The organism is Gordonia sp. 'Campus' (assembly GCF_022206305.1).
GTDB lineage: Bacteria > Actinomycetota > Actinomycetes > Mycobacteriales > Mycobacteriaceae > Gordonia.
This window is the reverse complement of sequence record NZ_JAKOIW010000011.1, coordinates 174,782-190,065: the sequence shown is the minus strand read 5'-3', so window position 1 is coordinate 190,065 and position 15,284 is coordinate 174,782. Positions and strand designations below refer to the sequence as shown.

The following is a 15,284-nucleotide window of genomic DNA, read 5'->3' as shown; positions in this document are numbered from 1 at the left end:
GTGGATAACTCCCCGGGTAGGAACAAAGCCCTGGATACGCCAGCAGGCGGCCCGCAGCGAAAGCCGCGGACCGCCTGACTGGTTCGCCAAGATCACGCCGGAGGCGGTCGAGTTCCTAGTGGAACTGGCCCTCTTCGGTGGAGCCCTTCAGCGCCGCGGTCGAGGTGTTCGGGTCGACAGTGGTGGCGATGTTGTCGAAGTAGCCGGCGCCGACCTCACGCTGGTGCTTGACGGCGGTGAAGCCGCGCTCGTCGGCAGCCTTGAACTCGCGGTTCTGCAGGTCGACGAAGGCGGTCATCTGCTCGCGGGCGTAACCGTAGGCCAGGTCGAACATGCCGTAGTTCAGCGAGTGGAAGCCGGCCAGCGTGATGAACTGGAAGGTGAAGCCCATGGCGCCCAGCTCGTTCTGGAACTTCGCGATGGTGCTGTCGTCGAGGTGCTTGCTCCAGTTGAACGACGGGCTGCAGTTGTAGGACAGCAGCTGGTCGGGGAACTCCGACTTGACGGCCTCGGCGAACTTGCGAGCCAGCTCGAGATCGGGGGTACCGGTCTCCATCCAGATCATGTCGGCGTAGGGAGCGTAGGACTTCGCACGCTCGATGCACGGCTCGATGCCGTTCTTCACGTGGTAGTAGCCCTCGGCGGTGCGCTCACCGGTGACGAACTGCTTGTCGCGGTCGTCGACGTCCGAGGTGATCAGCGTCGCGGCCTCGGCGTCGGTGCGCGCGATGACGACGGTGGGCACACCGGCGACGTCGGCGGCCAGACGAGCCGAGTTCAGGGTGCGGACGTGCTGCTGGGTGGGGATGAGCACCTTGCCACCGAGGTGGCCACACTTCTTCTCCGAGGCGAGCTGATCCTCCCAGTGGGTACCGGCGGCACCCGCGGCGATCATGGCCTTCTGCAGCTCGTAGACGTTGAGTGCGCCACCGAAGCCGGCCTCGCCGTCGGCGACGATCGGCACGACCCAGTTGTCGACGCTGTCGTCACCCTCGACGCGGGCGATCTCGTCGGCGCGCAGGAGCGCGTTGTTGATACGACGCACGACGCTGGGGACCGAGTTGGCCGGGTACAGCGACTGGTCGGGGTAGGTGTGACCGGAGAGGTTCGCGTCACCGGCGACCTGCCAGCCCGAGAGGTACACGGCCTTCAGGCCGGCGCGGACCTGCTGCACCGCCTGGTTGCCGGTGAGGGCGCCCAGAGCGTTGATGTAGCTGCCGTCGCCCTTGGTGACGCCGTCCCACAGGATCTCGGCGCCGCGGCGGGCGAGGGTGTGCTCTTCGACGACCGAACCCTGGAGCTGGGCGACCTGCTCCGCGGTGTAGTCGCGCTTGATGCCCTTCCAGCGCGGGTTGGTGTCCCAGTCCTGCTGGATCTCGGCGGCGGTACGGGGCTTTCCGACGTTGCTCATTGGCTACTTCGCTTTCGTTGTCCTGCTCGACCCGACCGTGGCGGACGGGACGACCGGCCCGGCGCGCCGCCGGAGCCTCTCTGCTGACAGACAGCCGACGGGCGGGACAAAGGGTTGAGATTCGCAATCGGCGACAGTCTCGGCCAGTTTGCGAACCCGTCGTCTCCGGGTCGGTGGTGCCTGAAGCAAGGGTGCCACACAACAAACACGCAGGTCCAACCCTCGCGACGTGTAAATATGGGCTATTTTTCGTCAACCTGTTGCAAAGTTTGCAAATATTGGTCTGTGAAACCGCGCCGCGATCGTGCCAAAAAGTACGTCCGTACTGGGATTTCCTACTCGCGAGTATGTACGCGGACTGCGGTCCGCTCGTCGGCTCTGTCGAGCAACCATCGGAGTGGTCGCGTGCTCTCGGTGACGTCCTTCACAGTGCGCTGCGACCGGAGGCGGCCCCCCGCGCGAGTGGTTCAGGGCGTCGTGACGCGTTCGACGGCCGCGTCGAAGAGTCGCGTGAACCCCGCGGCATCGATCGGCTCGACCGGTTCGGTCGGAGGATCCGTCGCGGGCGTCGGCGCACCGGTCACAGTCAGCTGGACGGTGGCCGGCCCCGAGGCGGGACGGTCGAGCACGGCGTATCCCGCGAACCCGATCTGGCGTCGGACGCCGCCGTCGGGCAGCGTCGTGGTCACCTCCGACCGGGTGAGCAGCATCTGCTCGCCCGCCAGCAACCCGCCTGCGATGTCCGGCAGCGCCAGTTCGGTGTACTCGGTCGACACGCGGGTCCCGGCCAGGTTGCCGCGGGTGATCTCGGTCGTCGTACGCGAGCACCTGCCGGTGGTGGTGAGACGATCGGCGTCGACATCGCGCGGGATGGTGGTGACCACCTCGACGAGATTGGCGGTGTCCCCGTCGCGCGCGGCCAGCACCGCCGAGTTGTCTGCGGTCAGTTGCGGGTTGAGAGCCGTATCGGCGGTCGGCCGGCAGAATTCCGGGGTGATCCGGGCGGACGCCGCGGCGCCGAGGGCACCCTTGTTGCCCGCGACCAGGTCGCTCACCGACAGCGGTGCCGCGGTGAAACCGGGCGGCAGGCCCGCCGCGGACAGGACCATGTCCGCCGGGCCACGCGGCGCAGGTGCACTGACCGGGTCGCCTGCGCATCCGGCCGCCATGACGGCCAGCGTCACCGCGGCGATCGCCGGGAACACCGCCGCTGCGGAACGGCGTCGACCGACGGGAGTGCGCACGCGGTCACCGTACCCTGTGGTCATCCCCGAATCGGACGACGACCCTCGGTGCACGAGCACCTGGTCGGGAGGCGCGTGATGAGCCGGACCTATGTCGGATCGCGACTGCGGCAGCTACGGTCGGAACGCGGGTTGTCGCAGGTGGCGCTCGCGCAGACACTGTCGATCTCGGCGTCGTATCTCAACCAGATCGAACACGACGCCCGACCGCTGACCGCGTCGGTGCTGCACAAGATCACCGAGGCGTTCGGCGTCGACGCCGGGTTCTTCGACTCCCAGGACGACGTCCGGCTCGTCGCCGAGCTCCGTGAGGCGCTGCTCGACGACGATCTCGAGGCCTCCCCCGGCGCGCTCGACGCGCAGGGGATCAGCGCCATGGTCGCTGCGCACCCGGAAATGGCGCAGGCGATGGTGAACCTGCACCGGCGGTACCGCGTCGCGACCGATCAGCTCGCCGCGGCCACCGACGAGCGAGGCGACCGCAGCATGCGCGGGACCATCAGCGCCCCGCACGAGGAGGTGCGTGACTACTTCTATCAACGCCGCAACTACATCCACGAACTCGACGTCGCCGCCGAGGAGATGACGGCGCGGATGCGCATGCACTCCGCGGACATCCGGCGCGAGATCATGAACCGGATCGAGAACGTCCACGGCATCAGCATCGTCCGGCGCGTGGACCTCGGCGACTACACCCTGCACCGGTTCAACCGCGAACAACGACGCCTCGAGTTCTCCGCCTCCCTCTCCGCGGGACAACGCACCTTCAAACTGGCCAGCGAGCTCTGCTACCTGGAATACCAGGACCTCCTCGACAAGCTGGTCGACGAGGCGAACTTCAGCAGCGCCGACGCCCGGGCCCTCGGACTTCTGGGACTGGCCAACTACTTCGCCGCGGCCGTCGTGCTCCCCTATGGCCAATTCCATGGAGCGGCAGAGGATTTCCGGTACGACATCGAGCGCCTGTCGGCGTTCTACGCCGTCTCCTACGAAACCGTCTGTCACCGGCTCTCAACCCTGCAACGACCCAACCTCCGTGGCATCCCATGGTCGTTCGTCCGCGTGGACCGTGCGGGCAACATGTCGAAGCGTCAGTCGGCCACCGGTTTCCACTTCTCGTCGAGTGGCGGCACGTGTCCGCTGTGGAACGTCTACGAGACGTTCGCCTATCCCGGGAAGATCATCACGCAGATCGCCGAGATGCCCGACGGGCGTAACTATTTCTGGGTCGCACGGACCGTCGAACGCCGGGCCACCCGCTACGGCCAACCCGGCAAGACCTTCGCCATCGGGATGGGATGCGAACTGCGCCATGCTGCCCGGGTGATCTACTCCGACGGGCTGGAGATCGGCCCGCAAGCACATGTCACGCCGATCGGTGCCGGTTGCCGCGTCTGTGAACGGACCAACTGTGCCCAGCGTGCCTTCCCGGCACTCGGGGCGTCCCTGCGTATCGACGAGCACAGCAGCAGCGTCTCGCCGTACATGAGCCTGACCGAGAATCGCCCTTCCTGATCACCGTCGGCATTCGTCCCGCGCGGGCACCCCGCGCAGACGATCGTCCAGCCAGGTCAACGTGTCCGGGAGGCCGGCGAAGATGCCGGTCATGTGCTCGGCCGGATACTCGCGGTAGGACGCCGATGCCCCGAGCGCGCACTGCTGAGCGAACAGTGCACGTGCCTGGGTCGCCGGAATCCACCACTCGTAGGTGCCGTGATAGATGCGCACCGGCATCGTCGCCCGGAGATCCCTCATCGACGTGATCGCGAACAACCGCTCGGCCAGGGGCGAGTGGAAAGGATCGGGATCGGTCGAGAGCAGCTGGGTGGGCACGTGCGAGACACCGAGGATGCCCATGCCGGAGGTGCACAGGTCGCGCATCGGCGACGTCGCGAGCCAGCGTGCGGCGTTGTTGGCCATGGCGAGCACTTCGGGACGCTCGCGCGCCACACCGAGCATCGCGGCGTGGAACACCCCGGTCGCGAGGTTGGCGTTCATCGCGCCGGCGAGGGAGCGGTAGTCGGCCGGAACGCCTCCGTACGCGGCGCCGACGATCCGACCGGCCTGCTCCGGCGCGTAGCGGTCGGCGAGCTTCGCCGCCGCGTTCGTCGCGATGGCGCCCCCGGAGTATCCATGCAGAGCGATCGGGCCGCCGCCGAAGTCGTCGGGATCGAGCCGGCTCGCCGCGCGCACCGAGTCCATGATGACGTGGGCCGCGACGTACGGTTCGGCGTAGGCCATTCGGGGGCCGGTGTGGTCGGGCACGATCACCGCGTAACCGCGATCGAGCGCCAGCTGCGCGAACGGCGGGATGAGGTCGGTGATGTTGGTATCCGCGTGGTATCCGTGGGCCAGCGTGTAGCCGGGCGTGCATTTCGTACCCAGCGCGACGATCGGCGAGTTGTGGATCAACACCGGGCGTGGACGCGGCCCCTTCCACGCCTTGGCCGGGACGAGGAGGGTCGCGGTACCGAAGATCGGCCGGTCGGCGGCGTCGACGCTGCGGAACTTGATCTGGCGAGCCGACCGCAACGGAACGGTCATCAACAGCTGCGTCGCGCGCATGACGTCGCGTGAGGCGATGACATCTCCCGGCGCACGGCTCGCGAGGTCCGCGGGCCAGTGATCGAAGAACCGGTCGCCGCTCGGGGAGGGCATGATCGCCTCGCGAAGCTCCTGCATCTCATGCGAGGCTCCGGGAGTCACAGCGCGATCGGGTATGTGCCGCAACGACTTCACCGGTGGCGCGGGCACAGCTGCGTCGATGCCCTCGGGAACCCCGGAAGGGACCGGCCCGAGGTTCGGCGGCTCGGCTCGCACGACGGCCGGGCCTCCCACGGCACCGATCATCATCGTCAGTGCCAGACCCGCGCCGGCCATCACCCGCAACGTCGAACGCTGCCAGTTCCCCAACATCGGCATCGCCAACCCTCCTGTCACAACAGCGATCCAGGGTCGGCGCACCCCCGCTGGGCAGCCTGGCTCGAGCTCGTACACGAACCCGCTTGATGCTAGACGGGCTGATGTCCGGTTGCAGCCCGCCACGAATCTTCACCCGATCGAACTACACGTCTCGCCAGCATCGACGCTGACGTTATGGCACACATCACATTTCGGTTGCGGACCGGACACCGTCGGGCCGGATGGGTCAATCGTCCCAGTCTGCTGTCCTAGTCTGCGGAGGTGAGCGGTCGCGACGACGCGGCCGCCATGCGGAGGTGTCCGATGCCGGGAGACTCGCACCGACAGCGACGCAGGCCGACGGGCCGCTGGGTGACCACCGCCATCGTCGCCTGTCTGTCGGCGATGCTCGGGTTCGCCGTCGCCGGGCCCGCTCCCGCCGACCCACCCAATATGATGGCGGTCCCACCGCCGTTGGCCGACCTCGCCGACAGCGCGATCCCCGATGCGCCTGTCCCCCACCTCGAGTCGATTCCCCTGCGCGCGCGTTCCACCGGTTTCGACCACCGCACACTGGAGTTGCGGGAGGCGATACTCCCCTCGCCCACCGGAGACCCGATGTTCGACCGGTGGCCGGCCGACCTCGGCGAATACACACCGGGTCAGGTGATCGCCACACGCGACGTGACGGCATCGTCCGCGCCGGTGGTGACCGTACCCCTCCGCTCGGCCACCCTGCTGAAGTTCCGCAGCACCGACGCGAACGGGGCGCCTGTCTATGGCACGGCGACCCTGCTGTTCCCGCGACACTCGGCTCGTACGCCGATGCCGTTGCTGGTGAACAATCTGCCGATCGACTCCCTGGGCGCTGCCTGCACACCGGGTGTCACTCTCGCGCATGGCTTCTCCATCGCCACCGGCGTCACCGACCTGATCCCACCGACCACACAGCTCGCGCTGTATGCCGGACACGCGGTTCTCGTTCCCGACCACCAGGGACCTCGGATGGCGTACGCCGAGCCGGTACTGGCCGGGCACGTGATACTCGACGCCATCCGCGCCGCACTCCGCGCCGAGCCGGACTCGTTGCGCCGCAGCCGGATCGCGTTGACCGGCTACTCGGGCGGCGCAATCGCCACGCACGGCGCGACGAAGCTGCTGCGCGGTTACGCGCCGGAGCTCGTCGAACGTGTCGTGGGTGCGGCCCTCGGCGGCGTGCCGGCCGACTTCCGCACGCTCGTCGGCAGCATGAACGCCAACCTCGCCACCGGACTCTTCCACGCCGCGACCCTCGGCATCGCGCGGGAACGCACGGAGATCCTCGCGTTGGCGAATCGTCCGGCCCGATGGCTCGCGACGTCGCCGCTGAAGAACGTGTGCGTGATTCCCGCGGCGGTCGGGGGCGGAAGCTTCATGCCCATGCAACTGCTCTCCCGAGATCCCGATCCGTTCCGGTCACCGACGGCCGAGCGGATCTACCGGCTGACGCGGATGTCGGACCTGGGATCGGCGACACCCCTGCTGATCTATCACGGCACCCACGAGTGGTGGATACCCGCGGCGGGGGCCCGGGCGTTGTTCCGCGAGCAGTGCGCGCACGGCGTGAACGCGGCCTACCGGGAGATCTTCGGCGAGCACATCACCGGTGCGCTGCTGGGCTTTCCGGTCGCGATGGACTGGCTCGACCGACGACTGTCCGGCGAGCCGGCGGTCAGCGATTGTCGAAGGTGACCGCCGGATCGCCGGGCAGATCGTTGGTCAGAAGACGAGGACGCGGAGGTTCTCGGCGACGCACGCGGGCTTGGTTTCTCCCTCGATCTCCACCGTGTTGGTGACGACCATGTTCACGCCCTTCGGCGTCTCCTCGATCGAGGTGATCACCGCGTTGGAGCGAATACGCGCGCCGACCTTCACCGGATTCGGGAAGCGCAGCTTGTTCATCCCGTAGTTGAGGACCAGCTTGGGGCCTTCGACGGTGAAGATCTTGCCGGCGATCATCGGCAGCAACGACACCGTGAGGTACCCGTGCGCGATGGTCGTACCGAACGGGCCGGACTTCGCGCGCTCCGGGTCGACGTGAATCCACTGATGATCCCCGGTGGCGTCCGCGAAGGCATCGACCCGTTCCTGGGTGATCTCGAGCCACTCGCCCGACCCGAGATCCTCGCCGATCGCGGCCTTGAGTTCGTCGACACTGGTGAAGGTCCGTGTGGTGTGCGTCATAGTCCGCGTAGTCTACCGTGGGCCCATGGGCACACCTCGCGTCGCACCGGGTGGTTTCCGGGAGCTCGGGCCGATCAATTTCGTCTACGCACGGGGGGCCGCGCGCGTGATGGGCGTCGACGACGCCCACATCTTCTCGACCCTCGGGCGTGCGAAAGGACTGTTTCGGGGCTGGCTGCACTTCAGCAGTCGACTCATGCCGTTCGGTGTGTTGTCGCGCAAGGACTCCGAGATGGTGATCATCCGAGTGGCGCACCTTCGCGAGTGCGCTTATGAGCTCGACCACCATCGCCGACTCGGCAGGCGGGCCGGGATCACCGCGGAGGAGTTCGACCGCATCCTGGAGGGTCCCGACGCAGGGTGGGGCGACCGCGAACGCGCGATCCTGCGAGCGGTCGACGAGCTCGTGGAGACCAGAGACGTCTCGGACACCGCGTGGCAGGCGCTGACCCGACATCTCGATGCACGCCGGCTCATCGGCTTCACCCTGCTGGTCGGTCAGTACGACAGTCTCGCCACCACCATCCACACACTGCGCATCCAGCGGGACGAGCGCACCTAGCATGGAGTCGATCGCTCAGCGCCTGATGCGCAACGAGTACTTCGCCGAGATCTACGAACACCTGTGGCGACCGACATTCACCCGGCTCTTCAGTCTCGGCGGCCGGTCCACCGCCGACTTCGATCGCGCCCTTCGCGCCTACCTCGCCCGCCCCGGCGATCGCCTGGTCCTCGATGTCGCTTGCGGCCCAGGTAATTACACGCGTGAGATCGCCGACGCACTCACCGGGAAAGGTCGGTGCATCGGCATCGACTTCTCCGCACCGATGCTCGCGCGCGCCGCACAGACCAATGCCGTCGACCGGGCTGCGTTCCTGCGCGGTGACGCACACGCATTGCCGTTCGCCGACAACACCTTCGACGTGGTCACCTGTCTGGCCGCGCTGTATCTGATCCCCGACCCCCTGCCCGTCGTCGACGAGCTGGTGCGGGTGACCGCGCCCGGCGGTGAGATCGTGGTCTTCACCTCGGTGAGGACGCCGCTCACGTCACTCCCGGGCGTCCGACCCCTTGCCGGTGCGAGCGGATACCGCATCTTCGACGACCACGAGATCGTCGAGCGTTTTCGCCGCGCCGGCCTCGACGAAGTCGAACAGACGATCACCGGGCAGGGGCAGTATGTGCTGGCGCGCAAGCGCGACCCGAACGGAACGCAGGACCGAGCGGCTGATCAGAAAGACCGGTAGTCGCGGATGGTCATCCGCGGTCCGCGACGCTCGGGGCGAACGCCGCCCCGCGTGACCATCCGGATGATGCGCTGCCGTTGTCCCGCGTAGGGTTCGAGCAACTCGAGCATCCCCGCGTCGTCGACGGCCTCGCCGATCAGGGTGAGCCCCACCAGCTTCGGGATGTGGTAGTCGCCGACGTTGACGACATCGGGATCGCCGAGCGCGCGCGACAGGGCCTCCGCCTCGGTCCACCGCCCGACGCCGCGTAGCACGGTGAGCTTGGCCGCATGACGTTCGACGTCGAGGGAGGTCGCCCCGCGGATCGTCCGCATCCGGACCGGTTCGATGCCGCTGCGGTGCCACTCCCAACTCGGGATGCGGGCCCACTCCGTCCGGGGCGGCGGCACCCTCATCGTTTCCGGAACCGGGCCGGGAGCGGGAGTTCCGAAGCGGCGCAACAGATACCGCCATGCACGGAACGCCTCGGCGCCCACCACCTTCTGTTCGAGGATCGCGGGCACCAGCGCCTCCCACACGCGATCGGTGCGCCCGAGGCGCAATCCCTCGGTACGGCGAACGAGTTCGCTCACCACGGGGTCACGTGGGACGAGCGCGTCCGGGTCGTCGCCGGCCCCGAGGAAATCGGGCATCTGCTCGAGCAGCCAGTCCGCCCCCGGCCCCCAGGCGCGCCCGGTGACGGTCGTGCCGTCGGAGCGAACGGTCAGCGTGCCCGGCCCGTCGGGCGTGTACGCCGCCCGCCACACCGACCTGTCCCGGCCGTAGACGAAGGCGGGGTCGCCCGCACCGCGACGGTGCAGGCCGACCGTCGCACCGATGTCCAGCGGCCACGGGGGTGTCCACTCGCGGACACGTTCGGCGGCACTCACCGTTCCGAGGGTAGTGCGTAGACCCTTCGTGGCTCGTCGCTTGCGCTCCTCGCACCTCAGGGACCAGTGAGGTCCCGCCCCCTGAGGTGCGAGCGAAGCGAGCCGGCATCCAGCCCCTGAGGTGCGAGCGAAGCGAGCCTCGAAGGGTCGCGACTACAGGTTGATCATGTGCCCGATCGCGCCGTGGAACGTCTCCTGGAGTGCCTCCGACAGGGTCGGGTGGGTGTGCACGTTGCGGGCGAGTTCCTTGGCGGTGAGGTCCCACTTGTGCGCCAGCGTCATCTCCGGGAGCATCTCGGAGACGTTGTCGCCCACCAGGTGTCCGCCGAGGAGTTCGTCGGTGTCGGCGTTGGTGAGCAGCTTCACGAAGCCCGCCGTCTCGCCGAGTCCCTGCGCCTTGCCGTTGGCCGAGAACGGGAAGGTCGTCGCCTTCACGTTGTAGCCCTCGTCCTTGGCCTGCGCCTCGGTGAGTCCGAAGGACGCGACCTGGGGCTGGCTGAACGTCGCGCGCGGCATGAACCGGTAGTCCCCGAGGGTCATGGTCTCGACGCCGGCCATGGTCTCCGCGGCCACCACGCCCTGCGCCTCGGCGACGTGGGCGAGCTGCAGCTTGGCGGTGACGTCACCGATGGCGTAGATGCCCTCGACGTTGGTCCGCATGTAGTCGTCGATCGCGATGGCGCCGCGGTCGGTGAGTTCGACGCCGGTCTTCTCGAGGCCGAAGCCTTCGACGCGAGGGGCGAAACCGACCGACATGAGGACCTTGTCGACGGTGAGCTCGCCGCCCTTGTCCTTGGCATCGGTGTAGGTGACGGTCACGCTGTCGCCGTTGTCGGTCACCGACTGCACACGGGTGCCGGTGAGCAGCTTGATGCCGAGCTTCTTGTACTCCTTGGCAAGCGCCTTGGACGAGTCGGCGTCCTCGTTGGGCAGCACGCGGTCGAGGAACTCGACGATGGTGACGTCCACGCCGTAGTTGGCCATGACGTAGCCGAATTCCATGCCGATGGCGCCCGCGCCGACGATGACGATGGAGTCGGGCAGTTCACGGGTGAGGATCTGGTCCTCGTAGGTGACCACGTTCTCCGACAGTTCGACGCCGGGGAGCAGCTTGACGGTCGACCCGGTGTCGATGATGACGTTGTCGAAGGTGATCTCGCGATCGCCCACCGTGATCGTCTTGGCGTCGGTGAAGACGCCGTATCCGTCGATCTCGGTGATCTTGTTCTTCTTCATCAGGTAGTGGACACCCTTGACGATGCCCTCCGACACCTTGCGGCTGCGGTCGAATGCGGCCCCGAAGTCGAAGGAGACGTCGCCGCTGATGCCGAAGGTCTTGGCCTGATGGTTGAAGATGTGCGCGAGTTCGGCGTTGCGCAGCAGCGCCTTGGACGGGATACATCCGACGTTCAGACACACACCGCCCCAGTACTTCTCCTCGATGACGGCGGTTTTCATGCCCAGTTGAGCCGACCGGATCGCGGCTACGTACCCACCTGGACCTGCACCCAATACAACTGTTTGAAAGTGTTCAGCCACGACAGCCAGCGTACGTCGCGCCTGCGGTCCGCCGCAGGGTGTCCCACTACTCGCCGGTAGCCTGCCACTACTTTCAATCACTGATTGAAACAATGATTGATCTGTGCTTACATCGCGGTGTGACCCAGAACACCCGCGCACGTCGGGCTGCCGGCCGCTCCGGCTCGACGCCGATGCCCACGCGCGACACCCTGCTCACCGTCGCCGAGAGCCTGTTTCTCGCAGACGGCTACGAGCGTGTGTCGGTGCGTGCCATCTGCGCGGCCGCCGATGCCAATCCGGCCGCCGTCCACTATCACTTCGGCACCAAGGACGACCTCACCATCGCGTTGCTGGAGTCACGACTCGGCCCCCTGTGGGCCGACCCATTGGCATCCCTGGACCCGGCCGCCCCGGTCGGCGAGATCGTCGACATCGTCGTGACCCCGTTCGTCGACCTGCAGCGCGACCCCACCGGCCACCTGCACCTGCGCCTGCTCTCCCGGTTCGTGTTCGCTCACCCGACCGCGAGCTGGACCTCACGCTGGTTCGACCTCGATCCCTTCGCCGACATGCTCACCGCGGCGGTGCCCGGCCTGACCGCGACCGAAGCACGACGCCGCTGGGCGCTCGCGTTCCAGCTCATCCTCCTGCGGTTCGGCGGCACCGAGACGCTGACCGCACCTGCGGTGGCCTCCCTGCGGGGTTTCGTGACCGCCGGCCTCACCGCGCCACCCGGGCAGCACACCGACTGACCCCCACCCCGATCGAGAGGACCCGACGTGGACAGCCCCACCGCCGGACCGTTCAGCCCGGCACGCCTGGGCCCGTTGACCCTGCGCAACCGCCTGATCAAGTGCGCGACCTTCGAGGGCATGACCCCCGACGCCCTCGTGACCGACGAACTGATCGAGTTCCACCGGGAGATCGCGGCGGGCGGGGTGGCCATGAGCACGGTCGCCTACTGTGCGATCTCCCCGGAGGGCCGGACCGACCGTCACCAGATGTGGATGCGCCCCGAAGTCGCGCCGGGACTACGCCGACTCACCGATGCCATCCACTCCGCGGGCGCACTCGCCGCCGCCCAGCTCGGCCATGCCGGTGCGGTCGCCAACTCGGCGTCGAACCGGGCGGCATCGCTCGGGCCGTCGCGCATTCCCGCCCCGATGGGGATGTCGGTGACGCGCAAGATCGATGTCGACGACATCGCCGCGCTACGAGTCAAGTTCCGGCAGGCTGCGCGCATCGCCGTCGACTCCGGCTTCGACGGCCTCGAGATCCACTGCGGGCACAGCTATCTCATCTCCAGCTTCCTGTCCCCGTTGCTGAACCACCGGCGCGACGGGTACGGGGGCAGTCTTGTCAACCGGGCGCGGATCGCCCGCGAGGTGGTCGAGAGCGTGCGCGAGGAGGTCGGTGGCGAGGTCGCGATCTGGGTGAAGCTCAACATGTTCGACGGCATCGGCCGCGTCGACCTGGAACGCTCCCCCACCGCGCGCGCACGCGGACGCGCGAAGCTCAGCGGCTTCAACGTCGACGAGGCATGTCAGGTCGCGCAGCTGCTGGAGTCCGACGGCCACCTCGACGCCATCGAACCGACGGCGGGCAGCTCACTTCTCAACCCGATGTACCTGTTCCACGGCGAGGCCCCGCGCAAGGAGTTCGCCGACGCCTTCTCCGGCGCGATGAAGTACGGCCTGAAGGCCTTCGCGCCGTTCTTCCTCAAGCACTATCGCTACCACGACGCCTACCTGCTCCCGCTCGCCCGGGAACTGCGCAAGGCCGTCGACCTGCCGCTCATCCTGCTCGGGGGCGTGACCGACCGCGCGTCGATGGACCTCGCGCTCGCCGAGGGCTTCGACTTCATGGCCATGGGCCGCGCCCTGCTGCGCGAACCCGACCTCCCGCTGCGCCTGGCCGACGACCCGTCGACGAGATCCAAGTGCGTGCACTGCAACCTGTGCATGCCGACGATCTACTCGCACACGCGCTGTCCTATCCGGACCGGCGAGGTCCCCGACCCGCTCGCGGTCGCCGCACCCGTGGGCGGCGCCGCGAGCTGACGGTCACCGGCGGACGAACTCGCCGTTGCTCTCCTCGTCGTCGTAATACTCGATCTTCATACGCGGCCCGTCGAAGGTGACCTGGGAGATCGTGCCCGCCTCGGCGTTCTCGTTGAGCAGGGTGAACGTGAAGTCGTTGCCGTCCCAATGGGCGAGTTCGTGTTTGCGGACCCCGCCCGGGCCCATCTCGAGGATCAGCTTGCCGTCGCGTTCGACGACCTCGGCCGGACCGTAGACCGGGTTGGCGTAGGTACCCACGTACGACGGCAGCGGTTGCGCCGGTGCCGGATCGGTCGGGCGCGGCTTGCCCACGAGCACGCCGTTGGGGACGCTCAGCGGCTCATATGCCTTGGCGTAGAGATCGCGCCAGTCGTTGCGGACCTCACCGAACTGGACCAGGTCCATGAATTCGGCGGCGATCGCGTCGACCGCTCCCACGGGTGCGGCGTTGGACAGCACCACGATCGCGGTGTCGGCGGACGGCAGGATGGAGAACACCGTTCCCGCACCCGAGGAGAAGGCGCCGGCGTGATTGAACTGCGTGCGCGCATCCTCGGTCACACCGACGTTGAATCCGTAGCCGTACGTGCCGGCGCGTGAATCGGGCGTCTTCGGCGGATTGGAGATGACCTGCGAGGACACTGCCGGCAGCAGCGCGTCGGCGGCGACGACCTCTTGCCCGTTGTGTTTGCCCTGCGCGAGAACCATCTTCAGCCAGATCGCCATGTCGTTGACCGACGAGCTCACACCACCGGCCGGTGACTGTGCGTCGGGATCGCGCGGGATGGGCGTCTGAACCCATTTACCGTCGGCCTTGACGTGTCCGACGGCGCGGTCGGGCCGCTTCTCGAAGTCGATGTAGCGGGAGCTCGTGCTGCTCATACCGAGAGGCCCGTAGACGAGGTCCTGGGACAGCGTGGGCCAGTCCTTGCCGGCCTTCACGGCCACGGCCTCGGCGCCGGCGGTCACCCCGAAGTTGGTGTAGGCGTAGCTGATGCGGAACGGTTCGAGCGGCATGAAGCGCATCCGCTGCAGGATCTCGTCACGCGAGTAGCCCATGTCCTCGAGCTTGTCACCGGCGTGGTCGGGCAGGCCCGAACGATGCGAGTACATGTCGCCCACGGTCACGGTGCGGGTGACATACGGTTCGGCCAGCGCGAACCACGGCAGCGATTCGACGATGGGCATCTCCCAGGTGACGGTCTTGTCGGTCACCGCGGCACCCACCACCGTCGACCCGACCGATTTGGACACCGAGGCCAGCTGGAAGACGGTGTTCGCGTCGACCGCGTCACCGGTGTCGATGTCTCGGACGCCGAAACCCTTGGCGTACTTGGTCTCCCCACCGGAGACGACGGCGACGGCGATACCGGGGATCTTCGTCGACTCCATGATCGAGCCGACGAGGTCGTCGAGCTGACCCACCGCCTTGTCGACCGCGCCGGCCGGTAGGGGTTCAGCCGCCACGTCGTTGGGATTCACCAGGGCCGACGAGCTCGGGGGCGAACCCGTTCCCGAGGATCCGCTGTCGCAGGCGGCGACGAGCGCGATGACCGTGAGTGCGGTGCACGTGGCCACCGGCAGGCGACCCCACCTCGGGCGCCGGCGCACCCGCTGGTCCGTGTGGCGGGCAGGAACCGATTCGTCGGGGGCCATAGGGATCTCCTCATCCTCGCCGGGCAAAGATACCGCGCCGCACCTGCGTCCGTATGCCGATTTGTGCTGTTCACCGACCGATCGCCCACGCGTGGCGGTGGCTTCGCCCTGCGCGAACAGGCACCGACCACACGTCTGACACCAGGCTTCCC

At 67.7% G+C, this 15,284-nt stretch carries 13 protein-coding genes; 6 read left to right on the top strand and 7 right to left on the bottom strand.

Features of this window, described 5'->3' with window-relative positions; translation table 11 throughout:
* Positions 1-115: 115 nt before the first annotated feature.
* Together aceA and MAY35_RS13765 are read right to left on the bottom strand one after the other, a co-directional pair.
* Positions 116-1,411, bottom strand: coding sequence for an isocitrate lyase (gene aceA / locus MAY35_RS13770; RefSeq protein WP_238421851.1), 1,296 nt, complete (start codon positions 1,409-1,411; stop codon positions 116-118).
* Between the two features lie 467 nt (positions 1,412-1,878).
* Complete coding sequence (locus MAY35_RS13765; RefSeq protein ID WP_238421850.1) at positions 1,879-2,655, bottom strand: hypothetical protein; 777 nt, start codon at positions 2,653-2,655, stop codon at positions 1,879-1,881.
* 78 nt (positions 2,656-2,733) lie between these two features.
* Between MAY35_RS13765 and ramB the strand changes: the two genes are divergently transcribed.
* Positions 2,734-4,170 (top strand): acetate metabolism transcriptional regulator RamB, encoded by a 1,437-nt coding sequence (gene ramB, locus MAY35_RS13760; protein WP_238421849.1) that lies wholly within the window; start codon positions 2,734-2,736, stop codon positions 4,168-4,170.
* Here ramB and MAY35_RS13755 read toward each other — a convergent pair whose 3' ends face one another.
* Positions 4,171-5,577: a lipase family protein gene (locus MAY35_RS13755; RefSeq protein ID WP_238421848.1), complete on the bottom strand. Its 1,407-nt coding sequence runs from the start codon at positions 5,575-5,577 to the stop codon at positions 4,171-4,173.
* 432 nt (positions 5,578-6,009) lie between these two features.
* Between MAY35_RS13755 and MAY35_RS13750 the strand changes: the two genes are divergently transcribed.
* A complete protein-coding gene (locus tag MAY35_RS13750; RefSeq protein ID WP_374237954.1) occupies positions 6,010-7,287 on the top strand; it encodes a lipase family protein in 1,278 nt (425 codons plus the stop codon).
* 27 nt (positions 7,288-7,314) lie between these two features.
* Here the strand turns inward: MAY35_RS13750 and MAY35_RS13745 are convergent, their stop codons facing one another.
* Positions 7,315-7,779, bottom strand: a complete 465-nt coding sequence (locus MAY35_RS13745; RefSeq protein WP_238421847.1) for a MaoC family dehydratase — start codon at positions 7,777-7,779, stop codon at positions 7,315-7,317.
* A 25-nt stretch (positions 7,780-7,804) separates the two neighbouring features.
* Here MAY35_RS13745 and MAY35_RS13740 point away from each other — a divergent pair, with 25 nt between their 5' ends.
* Together MAY35_RS13740 and MAY35_RS13735 are read left to right on the top strand one after the other, a co-directional pair.
* Positions 7,805-8,341: a carboxymuconolactone decarboxylase family protein gene (locus MAY35_RS13740; protein WP_238421846.1), complete on the top strand. Its 537-nt coding sequence runs from the start codon at positions 7,805-7,807 to the stop codon at positions 8,339-8,341.
* Between the two features lies 1 nt (position 8,342).
* The gene (locus MAY35_RS13735) at positions 8,343-9,026 is read left to right on the top strand and encodes a class I SAM-dependent methyltransferase (RefSeq protein ID WP_238421845.1); all 684 of its coding nucleotides are present in this window, start codon (positions 8,343-8,345) and stop codon (positions 9,024-9,026) included.
* On the opposite strand, the gene MAY35_RS13730 is transcribed toward MAY35_RS13735, so the two are convergent.
* Both MAY35_RS13730 and lpdA read right to left on the bottom strand, forming a co-directional pair.
* Positions 9,011-9,895: a DNA-3-methyladenine glycosylase gene (locus MAY35_RS13730; protein WP_238421844.1), complete on the bottom strand. Its 885-nt coding sequence runs from the start codon at positions 9,893-9,895 to the stop codon at positions 9,011-9,013. The genes MAY35_RS13735 and MAY35_RS13730 overlap by 16 nt on opposite strands.
* A 153-nt stretch (positions 9,896-10,048) precedes the next feature.
* Complete coding sequence (gene lpdA, locus MAY35_RS13725) at positions 10,049-11,434, bottom strand: dihydrolipoyl dehydrogenase (RefSeq protein WP_238421843.1); 1,386 nt, start codon at positions 11,432-11,434, stop codon at positions 10,049-10,051.
* A gap of 119 nt (positions 11,435-11,553) precedes the next feature.
* Here lpdA and MAY35_RS13720 point away from each other — a divergent pair, with 119 nt between their 5' ends.
* The gene (locus MAY35_RS13720; RefSeq protein ID WP_238421842.1) at positions 11,554-12,168 is read left to right on the top strand and encodes a TetR/AcrR family transcriptional regulator; all 615 of its coding nucleotides are present in this window, start codon (positions 11,554-11,556) and stop codon (positions 12,166-12,168) included.
* 27 nt (positions 12,169-12,195) lie between these two features.
* Complete coding sequence (locus tag MAY35_RS13715; protein WP_238421841.1) at positions 12,196-13,476, top strand: NADH:flavin oxidoreductase; 1,281 nt, start codon at positions 12,196-12,198, stop codon at positions 13,474-13,476.
* A gap of 3 nt (positions 13,477-13,479) precedes the next feature.
* On the opposite strand, the gene MAY35_RS13710 is transcribed toward MAY35_RS13715, so the two are convergent.
* A complete protein-coding gene (locus tag MAY35_RS13710) occupies positions 13,480-15,132 on the bottom strand; it encodes a serine hydrolase (protein ID WP_374237952.1) in 1,653 nt (550 codons plus the stop codon).
* Positions 15,133-15,284: the final 152 nt, after the last annotated feature.

Coding starts and splice junctions, on each gene's coding strand:
- aceA (WP_238421851.1), bottom strand. CDS start 1,411: ATGAGCAACGTCGGAAAGCCCCGTACCGCCGCCGAGATCCAGCAGGAC.
- ramB (WP_238421849.1), top strand. CDS start 2,734: ATGAGCCGGACCTATGTCGGATCGCGACTGCGGCAGCTACGGTCGGAA.
- MAY35_RS13755 (WP_238421848.1), bottom strand. CDS start 5,577: ATGCCGATGTTGGGGAACTGGCAGCGTTCGACGTTGCGGGTGATGGCC.
- MAY35_RS13750 (WP_374237954.1), top strand. CDS start 6,010: ATGATGGCGGTCCCACCGCCGTTGGCCGACCTCGCCGACAGCGCGATC.
- MAY35_RS13745 (WP_238421847.1), bottom strand. CDS start 7,779: ATGACGCACACCACACGGACCTTCACCAGTGTCGACGAACTCAAGGCC.
- MAY35_RS13740 (WP_238421846.1), top strand. CDS start 7,805: ATGGGCACACCTCGCGTCGCACCGGGTGGTTTCCGGGAGCTCGGGCCG.
- MAY35_RS13735 (WP_238421845.1), top strand. CDS start 8,343: ATGGAGTCGATCGCTCAGCGCCTGATGCGCAACGAGTACTTCGCCGAG.
- MAY35_RS13710 (WP_374237952.1), bottom strand. CDS start 15,132: ATGGCCCCCGACGAATCGGTTCCTGCCCGCCACACGGACCAGCGGGTG.